The sequence below is a fragment of the Sinorhizobium sp. NG07B genome (genome assembly GCF_002532005.1).
GTDB lineage: Bacteria > Pseudomonadota > Alphaproteobacteria > Rhizobiales > Rhizobiaceae > Sinorhizobium > Sinorhizobium fredii_C.
Genome location: NZ_NWTD01000004.1, coordinates 384,257 through 401,935 on the forward strand (window position 1 = coordinate 384,257; position 17,679 = coordinate 401,935).

General features: G+C 63.9%; 21 protein-coding genes. 12 read left to right on the top strand and 9 right to left on the bottom strand.

Annotated elements, in window-relative coordinates; genetic code table 11:
* Positions 1-76 precede the first annotated feature (76 nt).
* From nadA to CO664_RS16555, 4 genes are all read left to right on the top strand, one after another.
* Positions 77-1,156 (top strand): quinolinate synthase NadA, encoded by a 1,080-nt coding sequence (gene nadA, locus CO664_RS16540; protein ID WP_097539367.1) that lies wholly within the window; start codon positions 77-79, stop codon positions 1,154-1,156.
* Between the two features lie 45 nt (positions 1,157-1,201).
* Positions 1,202-2,800: an L-aspartate oxidase gene (locus CO664_RS16545; protein WP_097526529.1), complete on the top strand. Its 1,599-nt coding sequence runs from the start codon at positions 1,202-1,204 to the stop codon at positions 2,798-2,800.
* Positions 2,801-2,849: 49 nt separating this feature from the next.
* Complete coding sequence (gene nadC, locus CO664_RS16550; RefSeq protein WP_097539368.1) at positions 2,850-3,752, top strand: carboxylating nicotinate-nucleotide diphosphorylase; 903 nt, start codon at positions 2,850-2,852, stop codon at positions 3,750-3,752.
* A gap of 92 nt (positions 3,753-3,844) precedes the next feature.
* Complete coding sequence (locus tag CO664_RS16555) at positions 3,845-4,363, top strand: superoxide dismutase family protein (protein ID WP_176536610.1); 519 nt, start codon at positions 3,845-3,847, stop codon at positions 4,361-4,363.
* Between the two features lie 3 nt (positions 4,364-4,366).
* Here the strand turns inward: CO664_RS16555 and CO664_RS16560 are convergent, their stop codons facing one another.
* The 8 genes from CO664_RS16560 to CO664_RS16595 all read right to left on the bottom strand — a co-directional run bounded on the left by CO664_RS16560 (position 4,367) and on the right by CO664_RS16595 (position 9,634).
* Positions 4,367-5,347: an NAD regulator gene (locus CO664_RS16560; protein WP_097539370.1), complete on the bottom strand. Its 981-nt coding sequence runs from the start codon at positions 5,345-5,347 to the stop codon at positions 4,367-4,369.
* A complete protein-coding gene (locus tag CO664_RS16565) occupies positions 5,337-5,876 on the bottom strand; it encodes a tyrosine phosphatase family protein (RefSeq protein ID WP_097539371.1) in 540 nt (179 codons plus the stop codon). Before CO664_RS16565 ends, CO664_RS16560 begins: the two co-directional genes overlap by 11 nt.
* Before the next feature lies 1 nt (position 5,877).
* Positions 5,878-6,486: an HD family hydrolase gene (locus CO664_RS16570; RefSeq protein WP_037413790.1), complete on the bottom strand. Its 609-nt coding sequence runs from the start codon at positions 6,484-6,486 to the stop codon at positions 5,878-5,880.
* Entirely contained in the window at positions 6,483-7,331 is an 849-nt protein-coding gene (locus CO664_RS16575; protein ID WP_097539372.1) for a folate-binding protein YgfZ, read from the bottom strand. Before CO664_RS16575 ends, CO664_RS16570 begins: the two co-directional genes overlap by 4 nt.
* Positions 7,332-7,521: 190 nt before the next feature.
* The gene (locus CO664_RS16580; protein ID WP_037413795.1) at positions 7,522-8,268 is read right to left on the bottom strand and encodes a hypothetical protein; all 747 of its coding nucleotides are present in this window, start codon (positions 8,266-8,268) and stop codon (positions 7,522-7,524) included.
* Between the two features lie 14 nt (positions 8,269-8,282).
* Positions 8,283-8,552: a hypothetical protein gene (locus CO664_RS16585; RefSeq protein WP_018239227.1), complete on the bottom strand. Its 270-nt coding sequence runs from the start codon at positions 8,550-8,552 to the stop codon at positions 8,283-8,285.
* Positions 8,553-8,711: 159 nt separating this feature from the next.
* Entirely contained in the window at positions 8,712-9,155 is a 444-nt protein-coding gene (locus tag CO664_RS16590; protein ID WP_037413797.1) for a TIGR02301 family protein, read from the bottom strand.
* Positions 9,152-9,634 (bottom strand): NUDIX domain-containing protein, encoded by a 483-nt coding sequence (locus CO664_RS16595; RefSeq protein ID WP_097526523.1) that lies wholly within the window; start codon positions 9,632-9,634, stop codon positions 9,152-9,154. Before CO664_RS16595 ends, CO664_RS16590 begins: the two co-directional genes overlap by 4 nt.
* Positions 9,635-9,693: 59 nt before the next feature.
* Here CO664_RS16595 and CO664_RS16600 point away from each other — a divergent pair, with 59 nt between their 5' ends.
* A complete protein-coding gene (locus CO664_RS16600) occupies positions 9,694-10,470 on the top strand; it encodes an SOS response-associated peptidase (RefSeq protein WP_097539373.1) in 777 nt (258 codons plus the stop codon).
* Here CO664_RS16600 and CO664_RS30715 read toward each other — a convergent pair.
* Complete coding sequence (locus CO664_RS30715; RefSeq protein ID WP_176536611.1) at positions 10,467-10,634, bottom strand: hypothetical protein; 168 nt, start codon at positions 10,632-10,634, stop codon at positions 10,467-10,469. The two genes, CO664_RS16600 and CO664_RS30715, sit on opposite strands and share 4 nt — an antisense overlap.
* A 415-nt stretch (positions 10,635-11,049) precedes the next feature.
* Here CO664_RS30715 and cysS point away from each other — a divergent pair, with 415 nt between their 5' ends.
* From cysS to rarD, 7 genes are all read left to right on the top strand, one after another.
* Positions 11,050-12,450 (top strand): cysteine--tRNA ligase, encoded by a 1,401-nt coding sequence (cysS, locus tag CO664_RS16605; RefSeq protein ID WP_097539374.1) that lies wholly within the window; start codon positions 11,050-11,052, stop codon positions 12,448-12,450.
* A 34-nt stretch (positions 12,451-12,484) separates the two neighbouring features.
* Entirely contained in the window at positions 12,485-12,967 is a 483-nt protein-coding gene (locus CO664_RS16610; protein ID WP_097539375.1) for a GFA family protein, read from the top strand.
* A complete protein-coding gene (locus CO664_RS16615) occupies positions 12,964-13,440 on the top strand; it encodes a GFA family protein (RefSeq protein ID WP_037413809.1) in 477 nt (158 codons plus the stop codon). The genes CO664_RS16610 and CO664_RS16615 overlap by 4 nt, the downstream gene beginning before the upstream one ends.
* Positions 13,440-13,940 carry a GFA family protein gene (locus CO664_RS16620; RefSeq protein ID WP_097526568.1) on the top strand — a complete coding sequence of 167 codons (501 nt, stop codon included), beginning with the start codon at positions 13,440-13,442 and terminating at the stop codon, positions 13,938-13,940. The genes CO664_RS16615 and CO664_RS16620 overlap by 1 nt, the downstream gene beginning before the upstream one ends.
* Complete coding sequence (pip, locus tag CO664_RS16625) at positions 13,937-14,899, top strand: prolyl aminopeptidase (protein ID WP_037413810.1); 963 nt, start codon at positions 13,937-13,939, stop codon at positions 14,897-14,899. The genes CO664_RS16620 and pip overlap by 4 nt, the downstream gene beginning before the upstream one ends.
* A 52-nt stretch (positions 14,900-14,951) precedes the next feature.
* Positions 14,952-16,568, top strand: a complete 1,617-nt coding sequence (cimA, locus tag CO664_RS16630; RefSeq protein WP_037413819.1) for a citramalate synthase — start codon at positions 14,952-14,954, stop codon at positions 16,566-16,568.
* Between the two features lie 171 nt (positions 16,569-16,739).
* A complete protein-coding gene (gene rarD / locus CO664_RS16635) occupies positions 16,740-17,678 on the top strand; it encodes an EamA family transporter RarD (RefSeq protein ID WP_037413811.1) in 939 nt (312 codons plus the stop codon).
* Position 17,679 lies beyond the last annotated feature (1 nt).

Here is a 17,679-nt window from a genome sequence, read left to right on the forward strand (position 1 = left end):
CGCTTTTGTTTTGACCCAATTATGCTCAGATTGAGCATAATTGGCAGGCCGGAAAACGGCGAGAGAGGAGAGCCCGATGACCAGTCTTGACCTTCGCACGAATGCGTCTGCTGCGCCGGCGTTCGTGAGCGCTGCGGCACGCTTCGGCGTCATCGACAAGCCGGACCTCGCCTTCACGTCGGCGATCGCCCGCGAGACCGAGCATCTCTACGCGAAGGTCAAGGATTTCATCCCTGCATTCGAGTGGGCCGCCTATGCGCCCTACGTGCATGCGATCAACCGGCTAAAGAACGAGCGCAACGCCGTCATCCTGGCGCACAACTACCAGACGCCGGACATCTTCCACTGCGTTGCCGACATTGTCGGCGATTCGCTGCAGCTCGCCCGCGACGCCACCAAGGTCGATGCAGAAATCATCGTCCAGTGCGGCGTCCACTTCATGGCCGAGACGTCGAAGCTGCTCAATCCGGAAAAGACCGTGCTGATTCCCGACGCCAAAGCCGGCTGCTCCTTGTCCGAATCGATCACCGGCGCCGATGTGCGCCTGCTTAAGCAGCGCTATCCCGGCGTACCGGTCGTCACCTATGTCAACACGTCCGCCGACGTGAAGGCGGAGACCGATATCTGCTGCACCTCGTCCAACGTGCTCGCCGTTGTCGAAAGCCTCGAGTCCGACACGGTGCTCTGCATTCCGGACGAATATCTGGCGATGAACGTCGCCCGCCAGACCAACAAGAAGATCCTGACCTGGAAGGGCCATTGCGAGGTCCACGAGCGCTTCACGGCGGCCGAGCTACTCGCCTACAAGGAGGCCAATCCGGGCATCGAGATCATCGGCCATCCGGAGTGCCATCCGGACGTGATCGAAGTCTGCGACTTCTCCGGCTCCACCTCCGGCATGATCAACTATGTCAAGGACAAGCGGCCGCAGCGCGTGCTGCTCGTCACCGAATGCTCGATGGCGTCCAACATCCAGGCGGAAGTCGAAGGCGTCGATTTCGTCAAGCCGTGCAACCTTTGTCCGCACATGAAGCGTATCACGCTGCCGAAGATCCTCGACAGCCTGCTCAACATGACGGAAGAGGTTCTGGTCGATCCGGCGATCGCCGGTCGCGCGCGCCTTGCAGTCGAGCGCATGGTGAACCTCAAGCAGTAATCGCGCCCGGGCACCCGTGCAGGCCGTTGGAGGAGTTACCGAGCCATGCTGACCGATCATTTCCGCCCGCAGTCCTTTAACGGGATCGATGACATCGTCATCGTCGGCGGCGGCCTTGCCGGGCTTTTCTGCGCGCTGAAGCTGGCGCCGCGGCCCGTTACCATTCTTGCCGCCGCGCCGATCGGCCACGGCGCCTCCTCCGCCTGGGCACAAGGCGGCATTGCCGCGGCAATGAGCACGGGCGACACCGTCGAGAAACACGTCGCCGACACGGTCGCCGCCGGCGCCGGCATCGTCGACGAGAAGATGACACGGATGATGGTCGCCGAAGGCCCGGCGCGCATCCACGACCTGCTTGAATACGGCGTGCCCTTCGACCGGGATCTCGAGGGCAAGCTGATCCTGTCGCGCGAGGCTGCGCATTCCGAGCGGCGCATCGTGCGCGTCAAGGGCGACATGGCCGGCAAGGCGATCATGGAGGCATTGATCGCCGCGGTGCGCAACACCCCGTCGATCCGCGTGATCGAAGGCTATGTGGTCGAGGAGCTGGTGCGCGAGGGCCGCTTCATCTCCGGCGTCGTGGCGCGGCCGGATGCCGGCCAGTCGAAGACACGCGTATCCTTTCCGGCGCGCGCCGTGGTGCTTTGCTCCGGCGGCGTCGGTCACCTTTACGCCGTCACCACCAATCCCTGGGAAGCCTGCGGCCAGGGCGTCGGCATGGCGGCACGGGCAGGCGCCATCATCGCCGATCCGGAATTCGTGCAGTTCCACCCCACCGCTATCAATATCGGCAAGGATCCGGCGCCGCTCGCGACCGAGGCTCTGCGCGGCGACGGTGCGATCCTCGTCAATTCGAAGGGCCGCCGCTTCATGCTCGATATCCATCCGGATGGCGAGCTCGCGCCGCGTGACGTGGTATCCCGCGGCGTCTTTGACGAAGTGAAGGCCGGGCGCGGCGCCTTTCTCGACTGCACCAAGGCGGTCGGCAGGGACTTCCCGGACCTGTTCCCGACCGTCTACGCTTCCTGCATGGCGGCCGGCATCGATCCGGTGACGCAACCGATCCCAGTCGCGCCGGCGGTCCATTACCACATGGGCGGCGTGCTGACGGATGGGGAGGGCCGCACCTCGATCGATGGCCTCTGGGCGGCCGGCGAGGTGACCTCGACCGGCGTCCATGGCGCCAATCGGCTTGCCTCCAACTCCCTGCTCGAGGCGGTCGTCTTCGCGGCCCGGATTGCCGAAAACATCAAGGGCACGCTCCCCGCACCGAAGCTCACGGAATGGGGCGACAATGCCGGCGAGAATGACGATCCGGTGACCGTTGAGGACAGCCCACCCTTCAGGCGGCTGCGCGGTCTGATGAGCGAGTGCGTCGGCGTGGTGCGCACGCGCGAAAGCCTGCTGCACGCGATCCGCGAGATCGCCGAACTGGAGCGGGTCAATACGCGGCTGCGCTTCGCCAATATCATCACCACGGCCAAGCTCATCGCGGTCGCCGCCCTGCAGCGGGCCGAAAGCCGCGGCGGCCATTTCCGCGCCGATTGCCCGGCCGAACGCCCGGAATGGCAGCGGCGCACCTATCTGACGCTCGCACAGGCGGAGCGCCTCGCCGCCGAGGCAGCCGAGACGGAGCCGGCTTGAGGCCGGCTGTCATTGCCGCAGAGACAACGACGAAATCGGAAAGAAGATCATGACCGTCGCCCTACGTCCGGAACTGCCCGCCCTTCTGGTCGAGGAGCAGGTGAAATCGGCGCTTCTCGAAGACCTCGGCCGAGCCGGCGACATTACCACTTTGGCGACAATCGGCCTCGATCTGACGGCGACGGCGAATATGAGCGTGCGCGAGGCGGGCGTCGTCGCCGGGCTGGAACTGGCGCGCACGGCCTTCCGCCTCGTCGATTCTTCGATCCGCTTCGAAGCGTTGGTTGAGGACGGCGATCGCGTCGCGCCGGGCACCACGTTCGCCCGGATCTCGGGCCGCGCCCGAGGCGTGCTTTCGGCGGAGCGGGTCGCGCTCAATTTCCTCATGCACCTCTCGGGGATTGCCAGCTACACGGCGAAGTTCGCCGACGAGATCGCTCACACGGCGGCCAAGGTCTGCTGCACCCGCAAGACCATTCCCGGCCTTCGCGCGTTGGAGAAATACGCCGTTCGCCTGGGCGGCGGCTCCAATCATCGCTACGGCCTCGATGACGCGGTGCTGATCAAGGACAACCATATCGCCGTCTCCGGCGGCGTCGCGGGCGCCATCCGCGCGGCCCGCGCCTATTGCGGCCACCTGGTCAAGGTCGAGGTCGAGGTGGACGGGCTGGCACAGATGCGCGAGGCACTGACGGCCGCGCCCGACGTCATCCTGCTCGACAACATGGGTCCGGACCTCCTGCGCGAGGCGGTGGCTCTCAATGCCGGACATTGGCGGCTGGATGCCGCCGCCTATCCCGGCGATCCGAGCCGGACGCGGCTGGAGGCATCTGGCAATGTCAGGATCGAGACGATCCGGGCAATCGCCGAGACCGGCGTCGATTACATCTCGACGTCGAAGGTCACCATGGCGGCGCCGACGCTCGACATCGGGCTGGACATTTCGATCTGACGTTGACGGCCAACGGGCTTCCCGGAATTGCCGCGGAACGAGATGGGCAACCGCGCGTTGCCCCTCAAACCGACAGCGAGGAAGGATCGATGATGACCAGGGTGATATTCGCGCTCGCCGCTACGGTGGGGCTGGCGGCCGCTGCCTCGGCGCAACAATCGTCGCAGACAGCGACGGCGGAATTCGTCGGCAAGGATGGCACGGATACCGGACGGGCCACGTTGACGTCCGGCGGCAAGGGTGTGCTGATCGAGATGGAAGTCAGCGGCCTTCCCAAGGATACATGGGTGGCGTTCCACGTTCACGAAATGGGACGATGTGACGTGGCGGACGGTTTCGAATCCGCCGGCAAGCATTTCGTCGACGGAAACGAGGGCGCCGAGCACGGCTTTCTTGCCGCACACGGGCCGCATGCCGGTGACATGCCCAACCAATATGTGAGTGCGGACGGTGTGCTGCGTGCGCAGATTTTCAACAGCTTCGTCTCCCTCGACGACAAGGGGACGGCGATTCGCGGCCGCGCTCTGGTTGTCCATGCGCGCTCGGACGACAATCGCAGCCAGCCCGCCGGAGATGCCGGCGACCGGCTCGCCTGCGCCGTCATTAAATAGGAATTACCTTCCGCCGACCTTTAGACCGGGCGCTGGGCGCTCGTCGAGAATCTGCCGGCGGAAGCGAAAGAGCGCGGCCGGCCGGCCGCCGGTGGAGGCAAGGGTGCCTCCCGTCGGCTCGACGAGTTCCGCCCCCTCGACCAGCCGGCGGAAATTCTGCTTGTGCAGGTGCCGGCCGGAGATCGCCTCGACCGTCGCCTGAAGGTCGGTAAGGGTGAATTCCGGCGGCATCAACTCGAAGACCACCGGACGGTATTTGATCTTGCCCCGCAGCCGGGCGACAGCGGTCGCGACGATGCGGCGATGGTCGTGCTGCATCGCCAGCCCGGCGGCTGGTTTCTCCGACACACGGCAATGGCCGTCGATCTCCGCCTCACGCACCAGGCCGGCTTCGTAGAGCAGTTCGTAGCGCTCCAGCACGCGCTCCTCGTCCCATGGGAAATCGTCGAGGCCGAAGGCCAGCCGCACCCGCGACCGGCGCTGCGCAGCCGCGGCCGATCTCTCGTCGCCGTCAGGTCCGGCCTCCCAGCGGGCGAGTGCAGGCAGGATCGTCTGGTCGAGTAGCTGAGGTCGTCCCTGTCGCCAGTCTTCCCAGGGCAGGTATCCGTACCAGTCCCGCCAATGGGCGCCGGCCTCCGCCAGTCTCTCGTTGTTTTCAGCATCGGTGCGTGTCAGCGCCAGATAGCCGACGGAGACCATGTGCTTGCCTTCTTCACCCGGCAGGCGCTGGCGACCGCGGTCGCCGAAGGTGTAGAGCTGCTCGATATAGCCGAGCTTGAGCGCCGTTCGCTTTTCGACGCGGTCGCGCAGGCTCGCCTCGAAGGTGCGGTGGCGGGCTGGATCGAAGGGACCGAAGGGCAGGCTGTCGCGTGCGTCGCCGTCCGTTTCGCTCACCGCGAGAATGCGCGGACTGCGATGGACGACGGCGACGATCACCGCGTTGAGGCCGATCTCGACGGTGTCCGGCACCCCCTCAGCCCGCATGACGGCGATTTTCCGGGAGGAGAGATAGCAGGAAGGGAGCATTGCCGTCGGCATCCGCACCGCGGCCGATCGCCCGCACCGCGGCGACGAGCCTTCCTTTTCGCGACAGCGCATCATCTCCGATCTCGATGATGCGTGCATTCGGCGTGGCGAAGGGCGAGGCGAGCCGCAGGCGTCGGGCCAGCGCGTCGTCGTCCTGGTCCGGCTCGACGGCGAGCGCCGCGATCAGCGCCGCGGCGGGCGACCGCGAGACGCCCATCCAGCAATGGACGAGCAGCGGCCGCGAGCGGTCCCACTTGCGGGCGAAATCGATAATCTGTGCGACATGCATTTCCTGGGGCGCGATCAGTTCGCCCGTTCCCGCAAAGCTGATGTCGTTGACGCCGATCGTCAGATGCTTGTCTCGATCGATAATGCCGGGGCGGTGAAAATCCTGTCCCTTGGCCACCAGGCTCAGCATTTCGCGGCATCCGTGGCGGACAGCCATTTCGGCGATACGGCCGAGCGGAGAGACGATGATGCCTGCCATCTCAGGCCTCCTGGCTCAACTTGGCGCGCTCCGCCTCGAGAAACGTAAAGCGCTCGGCGAAAAGCCGTTGCGCATCGACCGCTGGCAGGGGGGTGATCAGCAGCGTCTCACGCGTGACCCCGCGCGGCTGGCCGAAGAACTTGCGCGCCTCCTCGGGCGAGAAGCCGGCAAGTTCGGTCGCCTCGAAATAGGCGGCGACGCGATCGGCCTTCTTGATCCGCTCCTTGAGCTCCTTGGGCGTATGCGGAGGCAGGCCGAAGCGCAGATGGACGGCGCTTTCGAGCCGTTTCTCCACCGCCTTGTATCCGCCGCCGACCACCGCCTTGAAGGGCGAGATCATGTCGCCGATCACATATTCGGGCGCATCATGAAGAAGCGCCATCAGGCAGTCGGCCGCGTTGCAACGGTTGGTGCGGCGAAAAATGTCTTCGACCATCAGGCTGTGCTGGGCGACGGAAAAGGCGTGGTCGCCAGTCGTTTGCCCATTCCAGCGAGCCACCCGCGCAAGGCCGTGGGCAATGTCGGAAAGCTCGACGTCGAGTGGCGAGGGATCGAGCAGATCGAGCCTCCGGCCGGAAAGCATCCGCTGCCACGCGCGTGCATTCATCATGCGCTCGCCTCGTCCGCCTCGGCGGGAAAGGCAAGGCCGGTCCAGCCGGGCAATGTCAAGCTAACCGGCACGTCACCGGCGAGAATGGTGTCGCCCTTGGCGATGGCTTCGCCGGCCTTGTCGATGCGGACGATCGCCAGCCCCGCCTTGTCCTGGACGGTCCCAAGCAAGCCGATCGGGCGGCCGCCGATCGAAAGGCTGGTGCCCCTCGGCGGGAGGTCGGCTTGGCCGGAAACGATGACCACACGACGCCGCGCCGTGCCGCGATGCTGCATCCTCGAGACGACCTCCTGGCCGACATAGCAGCCCTTGCGGAAGGAGAGACCGCCGTTCAGATCCATCAGCACGTCATGCGGAAAGGCATCCTGCAGCGCGTAGTCCCGCTCCGAAACGGCGATACCAGCTTCGATCCGCAGCCGGTCGTATTCGGCGACGCTCGCCTCTGCTCCGGCGAGTTCGCGATAGAGGCGGAACACGGACATGCCCGCCTTCTCGAACCGGTGGTCCCGATAGCTGCCCTCGGGCCGTGCCTCCCCGAAGACGACAGTCACCGGGGAGGGTGAGAGGAGAGAGAGTTCCACTGCCGACCTCAGCTTGTACAGGGTCAGCCGCTTCAACAGCGCGTCAGCTTGGTCGCGGGACGTTTCCAACCGTAACGTCCCTTCATCGCGCGAGATCAGGAAGTCGAAAAAGATCTTGCCCTGCGGCGTCAGCAGCGCCCCCGGTCTCACTTCGTCTGCGGCCAGTGCGCCGATGTCGGTCGTCACCAGCCCCTGCAGCAACGCTTCAGCGTCCTTGCCGGAAACGCTGATCAGCGCGCGATCCTCGAGGCGAAGTTTGGGCATGGTTTCGAATCCCGTTCTCTTTGACGAAGAGGTAGGATTTCCGCTGCTGAAGGGCAAGCGCGCAAAGCGGGATGAGGAAAAGTGCGAAGCGGTTTTCCGCCCGCATACCGCGTCCGAATTTAAAAGCGGGATGAGGAAAAGTGCGAAGCGGTTTTCCGCCCGCATCCCGCCTGAAGCCATTGAGAAACGGTCAATCGCCGGCGACGAAGAACTTCCACTGGCCGTCGGGAGCAATCCCGACGCGGTAAAAGTTGTAGTTGCCCAATTCTTCCATGCCGGCGAAATCGCCGGCGGTCACCAGCCGGAAGAGGTCGACCTTCTCCGGAGGGGTCAAGGAAGACAAGGGTTTTTCGGCGAAATAGGGCCAGACATAAGCTTCCTCCGGCGTGCCCTTGTCGGCAAGGACGAAGCCGGTCGACAGAACATCGAGCAGGATCGCAAGAATTTCGACACCGTCCTGGTCGCCGGACAAACCCTTCAAAATTGCGATCGGATCTTCATCGCCGCCGCTGCCGCTGACCTGGGTTTGGGTCGGCCCTTTCCCGAGCAGCGGGCGCAGCCGCTCGATGTCGCCGGAGGCGGCTGCCTCGACGATCAGTTCGCGCATGCGGGCGACCGGTTCAGGAATTTTCGAAACATCGGACAAAACCTCGACCGGCTGGACCACTTCCGGCGCGGCGTCCTTGGTCTCGGTCGCGGCCTTGTCGACCAGCGGATCCGGCATCGGAATTTCAAGCGGCTCTTCCGGTTCGGCTTCGGGCGTCTCGGCCGGTGCCGCGTTCTCCGCGCTGTCGCTCGGAGCGGTGGGGGGAGCGCCATTCAGCTCGCTTAAGGCGAATGCAGCCGGAGCCGCCATCGGGACGTAAGGAACAGCCCCCGCCAGCAACAGCATGACGAGGCGCACCGCTCTGGCACGGCCTGCAAGGATCCGGGTCATGGGCAGTCCTGATGCTATTGGATTGACCGCTGTGGCGAGAACTCTCCGGCGAGCATGCGCTCGCGAAGCGAATTCAGCATGGCCTCGGCGCCGTCTTCGCCATGCAGCCGAATGGTTTCCCGCATGGCCAGCGCTATCGCCGCGTCGGCAATGATTTCCGGCTCGATCCCATCCGCCATGCCGTCCGCCCAGGCTTCGTTCTGGTGTTCCAGAGCCGCCTGCATTTTCTCGTGAACGATCATGTCGTCGATGTCGGTCAGGCTTGGTTCCATCATTCGTTCCATGCGGCTTCCATCACGTGCAGTTGGTCAACCTAGCGCCTCTCCGCTGAACCGCAACTGAACGGGCAGACAGGCCGGCTACTTCTTACCACTCTCTTAACGGACTTTAGCAGCCTTTTCCCGAAACGACACGGGCCGGCGGAAAAAGAGGTTAATATCTCCCTAATTTCCAAAGCGCGCGACGATTTCGGAAGCGAGTGTTGCACCTTCGGCACGGTATCGCTCTTCGGCGAGCGTCGCGGGCTCCGTGCATGCCGTATAGACCGAGGCGAAGGTTCTGTACCCGCGGTTGAAAGCGGCGGTCATGCGCTCGCGCCGCTTCGGCTCGTCGGCAGTCTCCTTGTCGATCAATTCCTGCATAGAGCGTCGCCAGCTGTCTTCCGGCTGGTTGAGGCAGAGATTGCGCAGATAATGGACCGACCCGAGGATCTCCGCCAGACGGACGAGGCGCTGCTCATAGGGCGGCGGCTTGTCTTCGACCGGGGGCGGAGCAGCGGTTTGCGCGTCCTGAGGAGCAGGGGCTGCCTCCTGTGCGGCCGCCCCTGCCGCGATCGCGAGCGCGGTGCCGGCCAGGACAAGTCGGAAGATGAAGGACGCAATGATCATGGGTCCATCAAATCCGAATCGGCGCCGCTTGCAAGGGCGTCGCGGCCCGGGCGGATCGTCGGCCGAATGCCGGCTTTTTCCACACCCAGTTTTTCCACACAATGACGGACGCTCTCCGGAATGGGCAGGGCGAAGATCTCTTCCGGCGTGAACCAGCCGACGTCTGCCGCATCGTCGGCGGCAACGGCGTCGCAATCCGGATCGGCCTCGACCGTAAAGACGGAGAGCAGGAAATGCCGGCTCTCCGGGTGGCTCGGAACGAGGTCATAGGTCTCGAAAAGCACCGGCTCACGGCCGCAGATGCCGGTTTCCTCGGCGAGTTCGCGCAGGGCGGTTTCGGCAGGAGTCTCTCCGGGTTCTGCCCGGCCGCCCGGAAAGGCGTACATGTCGGCGGATGGCGGATTGGCTCGGCGGACGAGCAGATAGCGTCCGTTCCGTTCGATGATGGCGGAGGAGGCGAGCTGGGGCTGGCGTGTCATCGTCAGAGCTGTCTTCATATGTCGTTGACCCATCCTAGTTGAAATGCCACACCCATGTCATGTGCGGACGTTTTGCGCTGACGGCGAGCCCGGAAGAATTGCTGGAACTGTTTGGCCTGCTGAAGGTGGAAGACTTTCCGGCGAGGTTCAACATCGCGCCGACCCAGCCGATTCTCATCGTCGTTGCGTCCGAGCAGCCGGAGCCAGGCAGCAACCTGCCCGACCGCAAGGCCATGCTCGTCCGCTGGGGCTTCACGCCAGGCTGGGTGAAGGATCCGCGCAGCTTTCCCCTGCTCATCAATGCCCGTGCCGAAACCGCGACGGAAAAGGCCGCCTTCCGCGCCGCGATGCGCCACCGCCGCATTCTGGTGCCAGCCTCCGGTTTCTATGAGTGGCATCGTCCACCGAAAGGGAGCCGTGAAGCCCCGCAGGCCTATTGGGTCCGGCCGAAGAAAGGCGGCATCGTCGCCTTCGCCGGTCTCATGGAGACCTGGTCGTCGGCCGATGGATCGGAGGTCGACACGGCCGCCATCCTCACCACCGGCGCGAACAAAACGATCCGGCACATCCACGATCGCATGCCCGTGGTGGTCCCGCCGGAGGAATTTTCCCGCTGGCTGGACTGCAGGACGCAGGAACCGCGCGACATGACCGACCTCATGAGTCCGGCGCCTGAGGATTTCTTCGAAGCGATTCCTATTTCCGACCGCGTCAACAAAGTCGCGAATGCCGGACCCGATCTCCAGGAAGAAGTTAGGCCCGTCGTATCGCGCTCGGCGGTAAGAAATCCTGCCGACGATCGCGATGGAGACAATGGACAGCTGACGCTCTTTTAAAGCGCGCTCCGCCCTGGTAGGGAACGCTTGGCGGGTTTCTTACCGGCAGGTTTGGCTTTGGCCTGTAGCGCGGCGGCGAGTACGGCCTTGAGGCCGACCGGCCGGTATTTCGCCACGAGATCGGCTGCCGCTCGTTTGGAGCCGGGTGTCTTGGCGGGTTTCATTTTCAGGTTCTCCTTGATGCTTCCCTAGATCGGAAACGCTTCGTCTTCGGTTTTGTGCCCGAAAACGACGTTTCTCCTTGTTCCGCGGGAAACAAGCATCCGATGCCGCACGCAGGTGCAGCGCGAATCACGGTTCCCGCCCGATGATCCGGTCGAGCCAAATCGTGACAAATCCATGGCCGCGGTGTTGCGTTGATGCCCACCTTTGCTTGCATGTGGGCTGCCCCTTGACCGGCGCGATGCGACGCGCGATAAGGATCGCCATGAAAACGGTTATCTGCATTATTTGCCGGAAGATTATTCGCTAGCGATCCGCTGGCCTGGCCGTTTTCGTCTCCCGAAATCCAAGATGACAAACGTGCGGGCCGGCCCGGGCGTATAGTGTTACGGTTGCATGCAGTCTTGGAGAATTGGGATGGGCGGAGTGCCGACTTTGAAGCTGTACAACACGCTGACGCGGGAAAAGGCCGATTTCCGGCCGATCGATCCTCAGAACGTCCGCATGTATGTCTGCGGCCCGACCGTCTATGACTATGCCCATATCGGCAATGCGCGGCCGATCATCGTCTTCGACGTGCTGTTCCGATTGCTTCGCCATGTCTACGGCGAAAGCCATATCACCTATGCGCGCAATATCACGGACGTCGACGATAAGATCAATGCTCGCGCCCTGCGCGACTATCCCGGCCTGCCGCTGAACGAAGCGATCCGCCGCGTCACCGAGAAGACCGAGACGCAGTTCCTCGATGATGCCGCTGTGCTCGGCTGCCTCGATCCGACGGTTCAGCCGCGCGCCACCGAGAGCATTCCGCAGATGGTTGAGATCATCGAGAAGCTCCTCGCCAAGGGTCATGCCTATCTGGCGGAGGGCGAGGTGCTCTTCGACACGAAATCGATGCCGGATTATGGCCAGCTTTCCAGGCGCAATCTCGACGAGCAGCAGGCCGGTGCGCGCGTCGCAGTCGAGGCCCATAAGAAAAATCCTGGCGACTTCGTGCTCTGGAAGCTTTCGCAAGAGCATGAGCCTGGCTGGGACAGTCCCTGGGGGCGGGGCCGGCCCGGCTGGCACATCGAATGCTCGGCGATGAGCGGCCGCTATCTTGGCGACGTGTTCGACATTCACGGAGGCGGGCTCGACCTGATCTTTCCGCATCATGAGAACGAGATCGCCCAGTCGCGCTGCGCCCACGGCACGGACGTCATGGCCAATGTGTGGATGCACAACGGCTTCCTGCAGGTCGAAGGCCGCAAGATGTCGAAGTCCGAGGGCAATTTCGTCACCATCTACGAGCTCCTCCACACGGAGACGTTCGGCGGCCGCAAATGGCCGGGCGAAGTGCTGAGGCTCGCAATGCTGATGACGCACTACCGCGAGCCGATCGACTTCTCCATCAAGCGGCTGGAGGAAGCCGAGCACCTGCTCTCCAGATGGCCCGCGCCTGGTGAGGCGACGGGCGAGGCGGATCCCTCGGTCGTGGCTGCCTTGGCGGACGACCTCAACACCGTCGCGGCGATCCAGGCTCTGCATGCCCTGGCGCAGAAGGCGTCAGCGGATGCGCAATATCTCGGCGTCTTCGCCGCAAGCGCGGCGCTGATCGGCCTCCTACCGAAGGAGATCGAGCTCGATGAGGCGGTCGTGCAGGAGATCGACGGCCGTGTGCGAGCTCGGCTCGAACTCCTGAAGGCGAAGAACTATGCCGAAGCGGATGCGATCCGCGCCGATCTCCTGGCCCGCGGCGTCCAGCTCAAGGACGGGAAGGATCCGGAAACCGGGGAACGGGTGACCACCTGGGAAGTGAAACGATCGCAGGTCTGACCGTTGCCCGGCACCTGCGGACGAGGAGGAAGACATGGCTGACGATATCCATACCGGCGGATGCCAATGTGGTGCGGTCCGCTTCCGCGTCGAGGGCAAGCTCGGCGATGCCTCGGTTTGCCACTGCCGCATGTGCCAGAAGGCGAGCGGCAACTTCTATCTGCCGCTCGTTTCGGTGCGCGGGACGAAAGTCGCCTGGACACGCGGGCAGCGCAGGCGCTTCCAATCGTCCAACGCGGTATGGCGCGGCTTCTGCGGCGATTGCGGCACGCCGCTCACCTTCGAGGCGCCGGACGGCATGGCGCTGGCGATTGCCGCATTTGACAGGCCCGAAGGCATCACGCCGACCATTCAGTGGGGTACAGAGGCGAAATTGCCCTATGTCGATCACGTGCCGACCCTTCCCGGCGAGGAGACGATGGCCGACCTCGACCAGGCTTCTTATCTGGCCGATCTTGTTTCCTATCAGCATCCCGATCACGACACCGAAATCTGGGCCCCGGAGGAGAGACGATGAGTGACGCCACGCGAAGTGGAGGCTGCCAGTGCGGTTCGGTCCGTTTCCGCATCCGCGGCGAACTCGGACGCCCGTCGATTTGTCATTGCCGGATGTGCCAGAAGCAGTTCGGTTCGTTCTTTTCAGCCTTGGTGACGGCGCCCAAGGACGGCGTCGAATGGACGCGCGACGAGCCGAGCTATTTTCAATCCTCCGTCAACATCGACCGCGGCTTCTGCCCGAAATGCGGGACGCCTCTCACCTATCGCCATCCCGGCGGCCTGGAAATCGCGATCGGCGCCTTTGACGACCGCTCCGATCTCGCGCCGAGGATCCAGGTCAACTACCAGGCCCGCCTGCCTTGGGTCGAAACCATCTTCGACCAGCCGGTCCATGATGATCAGGACTATTATTCGCGGCAGGAACAGATCATTTCCTTCCAGCATCCCGATCATGAGACGGACCAGTGGCCGCGGGCAGGGCACTGGGCATGATGATCCGGCGCATCTTCACCGGTGGCTGCCAATGCGGCCAGGTTCGTTACCGTGCCGAGGGCACGCTCGACGACCCGCATATCTGTCACTGCCGCATGTGCCAGAAGGCGGCTGGCAACTATTTCCTGCCGCTTGCCAATATCGCGCGCCAGGATTTCAGCATCACGCGCGGCCAGCCTTCCTGGTTCCGCTCCTCCGACCTGGTGCGGCGCGGTTTCTGCCGCAATTGCGGGACGCCGCTGTTCTACGACATGCCGGACGCGGGCTTCCTGAACATCGCGCTGGGCTCGCTCGACGATCCCGACGACGTCCAGCCCATTTATCAGTCCGGCGTCGAGTCGCGCATGATGTGGTTTGCGCACCTGCCAAAACTTCCCGAAAGGGACACGGACGACGGCAGCGCAGAGGCCGTCGCGCGCCATCTGCGCGTGCTCGGATCGAACCGCCAGCACCCCGACTTCGACACCGTCCACTGGCCACCCGAGGAAGACCTGCTGTGAGTGCTGCGCTCAGAACTCTCTATCCGGAAATCGAGCCCTATGCCTCGGGTCATATCGAGGTCGGCGACGGCCATGTGATCTACTGGGAAAGGGTGGGCACGCCCGGCGCGAAGCCGGCCGTCTTCCTGCATGGCGGTCCCGGCGGTACGATTTCGCCGAACCATCGCCGCCTCTTCGATCCGGCGCTCTACGATGTCACGCTGTTCGACCAGCGCGGCTGCGGCAAGTCGACCCCGCATGCCGAGATCGAGGCCAATACCACCTGGCATCTCGTCGCCGATATCGAGCGGCTGCGGGAAATGGCCGGTGCCGAAAAATGGCTGGTCTTCGGCGGCTCCTGGGGTTCGACGCTGGCCCTCGCCTATGCCGAAAAGTTTCCCGAGCGCGTCTCCGAGCTGGTCGTCCGGGGCGTCTATATGCTCACTCGGGCCGAACTCGACTGGTACTATCAATTCGGCGTTTCGGAGATGTTTCCGGACAAGTGGGAACGCTTCATCGCCCCGATCCCGCCGGAAGAGCGGCACGAGATGATGCGCGCCTATCATCGCCGCCTGACGAGCGACGATCGCGCGACGCGGCTCGCCGCGGCCAAGGCCTGGAGCATCTGGGAAGGCGAGACGATCACGCTTCTGCCGGAGCCGGCGACCAGCAACCGCTTCGAGGAAGAGGAGTTTGCCGATGCCTTTGCGCGGATTGAGAACCATTTCTTCGTCAATGCCGGCTGGCTCGAGGAAGGCCAATTGCTGCGCCACGCCTATAGGCTCCACGGCATTCCCGGGGTGATCGTCCACGGCCGTTACGACATGCCGTGTCCGGCCAGATACGCCTGGCTGCTTCACAAGGCCTGGCCGGAGGCAGAATTCCATCTGATCGAGGGCGCGGGCCATGCCTATTCCGAGCCGGGCATTCTCGATCGCCTGATCCGCGCGACCGACAAATTCGCCGGGAAGACCGAATAGCGGGATGACCACGACCCGCAATGATTTCCAGACTCGCATTTTGGACCGAGCCATGACCAAGGAACGCATCTATCTCTTCGACACGACGCTTCGCGACGGGCAGCAGACGCCCGGCATCGACTTTTCCGTCGAGGACAAGATCGCCATTGCCGCCATGCTCGACGGATTCGGCATGGACTATGTCGAGGGCGGATATCCAGGGGCAAATCCGACCGACACGGAGTTCTTCACGAGAAAGCGCACGCAGCAGGCCGCCTTCGTCGCCTTCGGCATGACCAAGCGTGCGGGCGTCTCCGCCTCCAACGACCCGGGCCTCAATGCGCTGCTGGCGGCGAAAAGCGATGCCATCTGTCTCGTCGCCAAGAGCTGGGACTACCATGTCGAGGTGGCGCTCGGCTGTTCCAACGAGGAGAACATCGAGAATATCCGCGCCTCCGTCGATGCTGTGGTCGCCTCCGGCCGCGAGGCGATGGTCGACTGCGAGCATTTCTTCGACGGCTACAAAGCGAATCCGGCCTATGCGATCGCCTGTGCGAGAACGGCGCTGGAGGCCGGGGCGCGCTGGGTGGTGCTCTGCGACACCAATGGCGGGACGCAGCCGCCGGAAATCCGTGAGATCGTTTCGGCCGTGATCGCCGCGGGGGTGCCGGGCGCCAATCTCGGCATCCACGCCCACAACGATACCGGCCAGGCGGTGGCCAACTCGCTCGCCGCGGTCGAAACCGGCGTGCGGCAGATACAGGGCACGCTGAACGGCATCGGCGAGCGCTGCGGCAACGCCAATCTGGTGACGCTGATTGCGACGCTTGCGCTGAAGGAAACCTACTCGGATCGCTTCGAGACCGGCATCGATGCCGACAAGCTGCAGGAACTGACGACGCTTGCGCATGCCTTCGACGAGCTCCTCAACCGTTCGCCCGACCCGCAGGCGCCCTATGTCGGCGCTTCGGCCTTCGCCACCAAGGCGGGGATCCACGCTTCGGCGCTCCTGAAGGACCCACGCACCTACGAGCATGTCGCGCCCGAGTCGGTCGGCAACCTGCGCAAGGTCATGGTCTCCGACCAGGGCGGCAAGGCGAACTTCATCAATGCGCTGAAGCGGCGCGGCATCACTGTCGCCAAGGACGATCCGCGGCTCGACAAGCTGATAGAAATCGTCAAGGAGCGCGAGGCGACGGGCTATGCCTATGAGGGCGCCGATGCGAGCTTTACGCTGCTCGCCAGCCGCATTCTCGGCACCGTGCCGGATTTCTTCCACGTCGAGAGCTTCCGGGTGATGGTCGAGCGCCGCTTCGATGCGAACGGCAATCTGAAGACCGTGTCGGAGGCCGTGGTCAAGGTCATCGTCGACGGGGAAGTGATGATGTCGGTCGCCGAGGGACACGGCCCTGTCAATGCACTCGACCTTGCTCTTCGCAAGGACCTCGGCAAATTCCAGTCCGAGATCGCCGATCTCGAACTCGCCGACTACAAGGTGCGAATCCTGAACGGCGGCACCGGGGCGGTCACCCGAGTGCTGATCGAATCGACGGACCGCACCGGTGCGCGCTGGTGGACCGTCGGCGTTTCCGACAACATCATCGACGCCTCCTTCCAGGCGCTGATGGACAGTATCGTCTACAAGCTGCTGAAGAACCGCGACCGGGTCGGGCTGATCGCGGCGGAATAGCGTCGCCCCACCTTCAATCGCGTTCACGCATCGGTTCACGGAAATGAATTGGTGCATCACCGTTCGTTGGAGTAGGACGCAGGAAGGAGAGACGGCCGATCTCCGCTGTTGCTTGGTCGTCGATTGGCACCGGAGTCGCATTGCTCCGGTCGAGTTTTCAGGATCAGGATCATGGCAGAGCCGAATGCGAAGCAGCCCGCCGAGAATACCGATTCCGCGAGAGGCTTCGCCTTCGCGCTGACGGCCTATCTGCTCTGGGGTTTTCTTCCCTTCTTCATGAAGGCGGTAGCGCACATCCCTGCGCCCGAAGTCGTCGCCCACCGCATCGTCTGGTCGGTGCCGCTCGCCGGCCTCGTGCTTCTGTGGCTTGGCCGCACGCAGGAGATCAAAACTGCGCTACGCTCGCCGCGCATGCTCAAAATGGCGACGCTGACGGCCGCCCTCATCACCGTCAACTGGGGCATCTATGTCTGGGCGATCGGTGCCGGCCGGGCGATCGAGACGGCACTCGGCTATTACATCAACCCGCTGTTTTCGATTTTCCTTGGTGCGCTGCTGCTCAAGGAACGTCCGAATCCGGCGCAGATGGTGGCGATCGGGCTCGCCGCGCTTGCGGTCGCCGTGCTCGCCTTCGACGCCGGCGGCCTGCCCTGGGTGTCGATCGGACTCTGCATCTCCTGGGGCTTCTACGCCTTCTTCCGCAAGACGCTGCCAATCGGACCGAACCAGGGCTTCTTCCTCGAAGTGCTGCTGCTCAGCATCCCGGCGGTCGGCTACATCATCTGGCTCGAGGCGACAGGGCAGGGGCATTTCGGCGATACGACCATGGCCGACGTCGTCCTCTTGCTGTCCTGCGGTCTGGTCACCGCCGTGCCCCTGATGATCTATGCCAATGGTGCCAAGCTCCTCAGGCTCTCGACCATCGGCATCATGCAATATATCGCCCCGACGATGATCTTCGTGATCGCCGTCTTCGTGTTCCACGAACCCTTCGGCGTTGCGAAGATCATCGCCTTTGCGCTGATCTGGGCGGCCCTCTTCATCTATTCGGGAGCGATGCTGGCCGAAAGCAGGGCGCGTCGCGCCGCACAGCCGACCCCGGCGGAATAGC

What these genes read in the sequence shown, in the direction of transcription:
- nadA (WP_097539367.1), top strand. Translation starts at nt 77, where the DNA reads ATGACCAGTCTTGACCTTCGCACGAATGCGTCTGCTGCGCCGGCGTTC.
- CO664_RS16545 (WP_097526529.1), top strand. Translation starts at nt 1,202, where the DNA reads ATGCTGACCGATCATTTCCGCCCGCAGTCCTTTAACGGGATCGATGAC.
- nadC (WP_097539368.1), top strand. Translation starts at nt 2,850, where the DNA reads ATGACCGTCGCCCTACGTCCGGAACTGCCCGCCCTTCTGGTCGAGGAG.
- CO664_RS16555 (WP_176536610.1), top strand. Translation starts at nt 3,845, where the DNA reads ATGACCAGGGTGATATTCGCGCTCGCCGCTACGGTGGGGCTGGCGGCC.
- CO664_RS16560 (WP_097539370.1), bottom strand. Translation starts at nt 5,347, where the DNA reads ATGCGGGCTGAGGGGGTGCCGGACACCGTCGAGATCGGCCTCAACGCG.
- CO664_RS16565 (WP_097539371.1), bottom strand. Translation starts at nt 5,876, where the DNA reads ATGGCAGGCATCATCGTCTCTCCGCTCGGCCGTATCGCCGAAATGGCT.
- CO664_RS16570 (WP_037413790.1), bottom strand. Translation starts at nt 6,486, where the DNA reads ATGATGAATGCACGCGCGTGGCAGCGGATGCTTTCCGGCCGGAGGCTC.
- CO664_RS16575 (WP_097539372.1), bottom strand. Translation starts at nt 7,331, where the DNA reads ATGCCCAAACTTCGCCTCGAGGATCGCGCGCTGATCAGCGTTTCCGGC.
- CO664_RS16580 (WP_037413795.1), bottom strand. Translation starts at nt 8,268, where the DNA reads ATGACCCGGATCCTTGCAGGCCGTGCCAGAGCGGTGCGCCTCGTCATG.
- CO664_RS16585 (WP_018239227.1), bottom strand. Translation starts at nt 8,552, where the DNA reads ATGGAACGAATGATGGAACCAAGCCTGACCGACATCGACGACATGATC.
- CO664_RS16590 (WP_037413797.1), bottom strand. Translation starts at nt 9,155, where the DNA reads ATGATCATTGCGTCCTTCATCTTCCGACTTGTCCTGGCCGGCACCGCG.
- CO664_RS16595 (WP_097526523.1), bottom strand. Translation starts at nt 9,634, where the DNA reads ATGACACGCCAGCCCCAGCTCGCCTCCTCCGCCATCATCGAACGGAAC.
- CO664_RS16600 (WP_097539373.1), top strand. Translation starts at nt 9,694, where the DNA reads ATGTGCGGACGTTTTGCGCTGACGGCGAGCCCGGAAGAATTGCTGGAA.
- CO664_RS30715 (WP_176536611.1), bottom strand. Translation starts at nt 10,634, where the DNA reads ATGAAACCCGCCAAGACACCCGGCTCCAAACGAGCGGCAGCCGATCTC.
- cysS (WP_097539374.1), top strand. Translation starts at nt 11,050, where the DNA reads ATGGGCGGAGTGCCGACTTTGAAGCTGTACAACACGCTGACGCGGGAA.
- CO664_RS16610 (WP_097539375.1), top strand. Translation starts at nt 12,485, where the DNA reads ATGGCTGACGATATCCATACCGGCGGATGCCAATGTGGTGCGGTCCGC.
- CO664_RS16615 (WP_037413809.1), top strand. Translation starts at nt 12,964, where the DNA reads ATGAGTGACGCCACGCGAAGTGGAGGCTGCCAGTGCGGTTCGGTCCGT.
- CO664_RS16620 (WP_097526568.1), top strand. Translation starts at nt 13,440, where the DNA reads ATGATCCGGCGCATCTTCACCGGTGGCTGCCAATGCGGCCAGGTTCGT.
- cimA (WP_037413819.1), top strand. Translation starts at nt 14,952, where the DNA reads ATGACCAAGGAACGCATCTATCTCTTCGACACGACGCTTCGCGACGGG.
- rarD (WP_037413811.1), top strand. Translation starts at nt 16,740, where the DNA reads ATGGCAGAGCCGAATGCGAAGCAGCCCGCCGAGAATACCGATTCCGCG.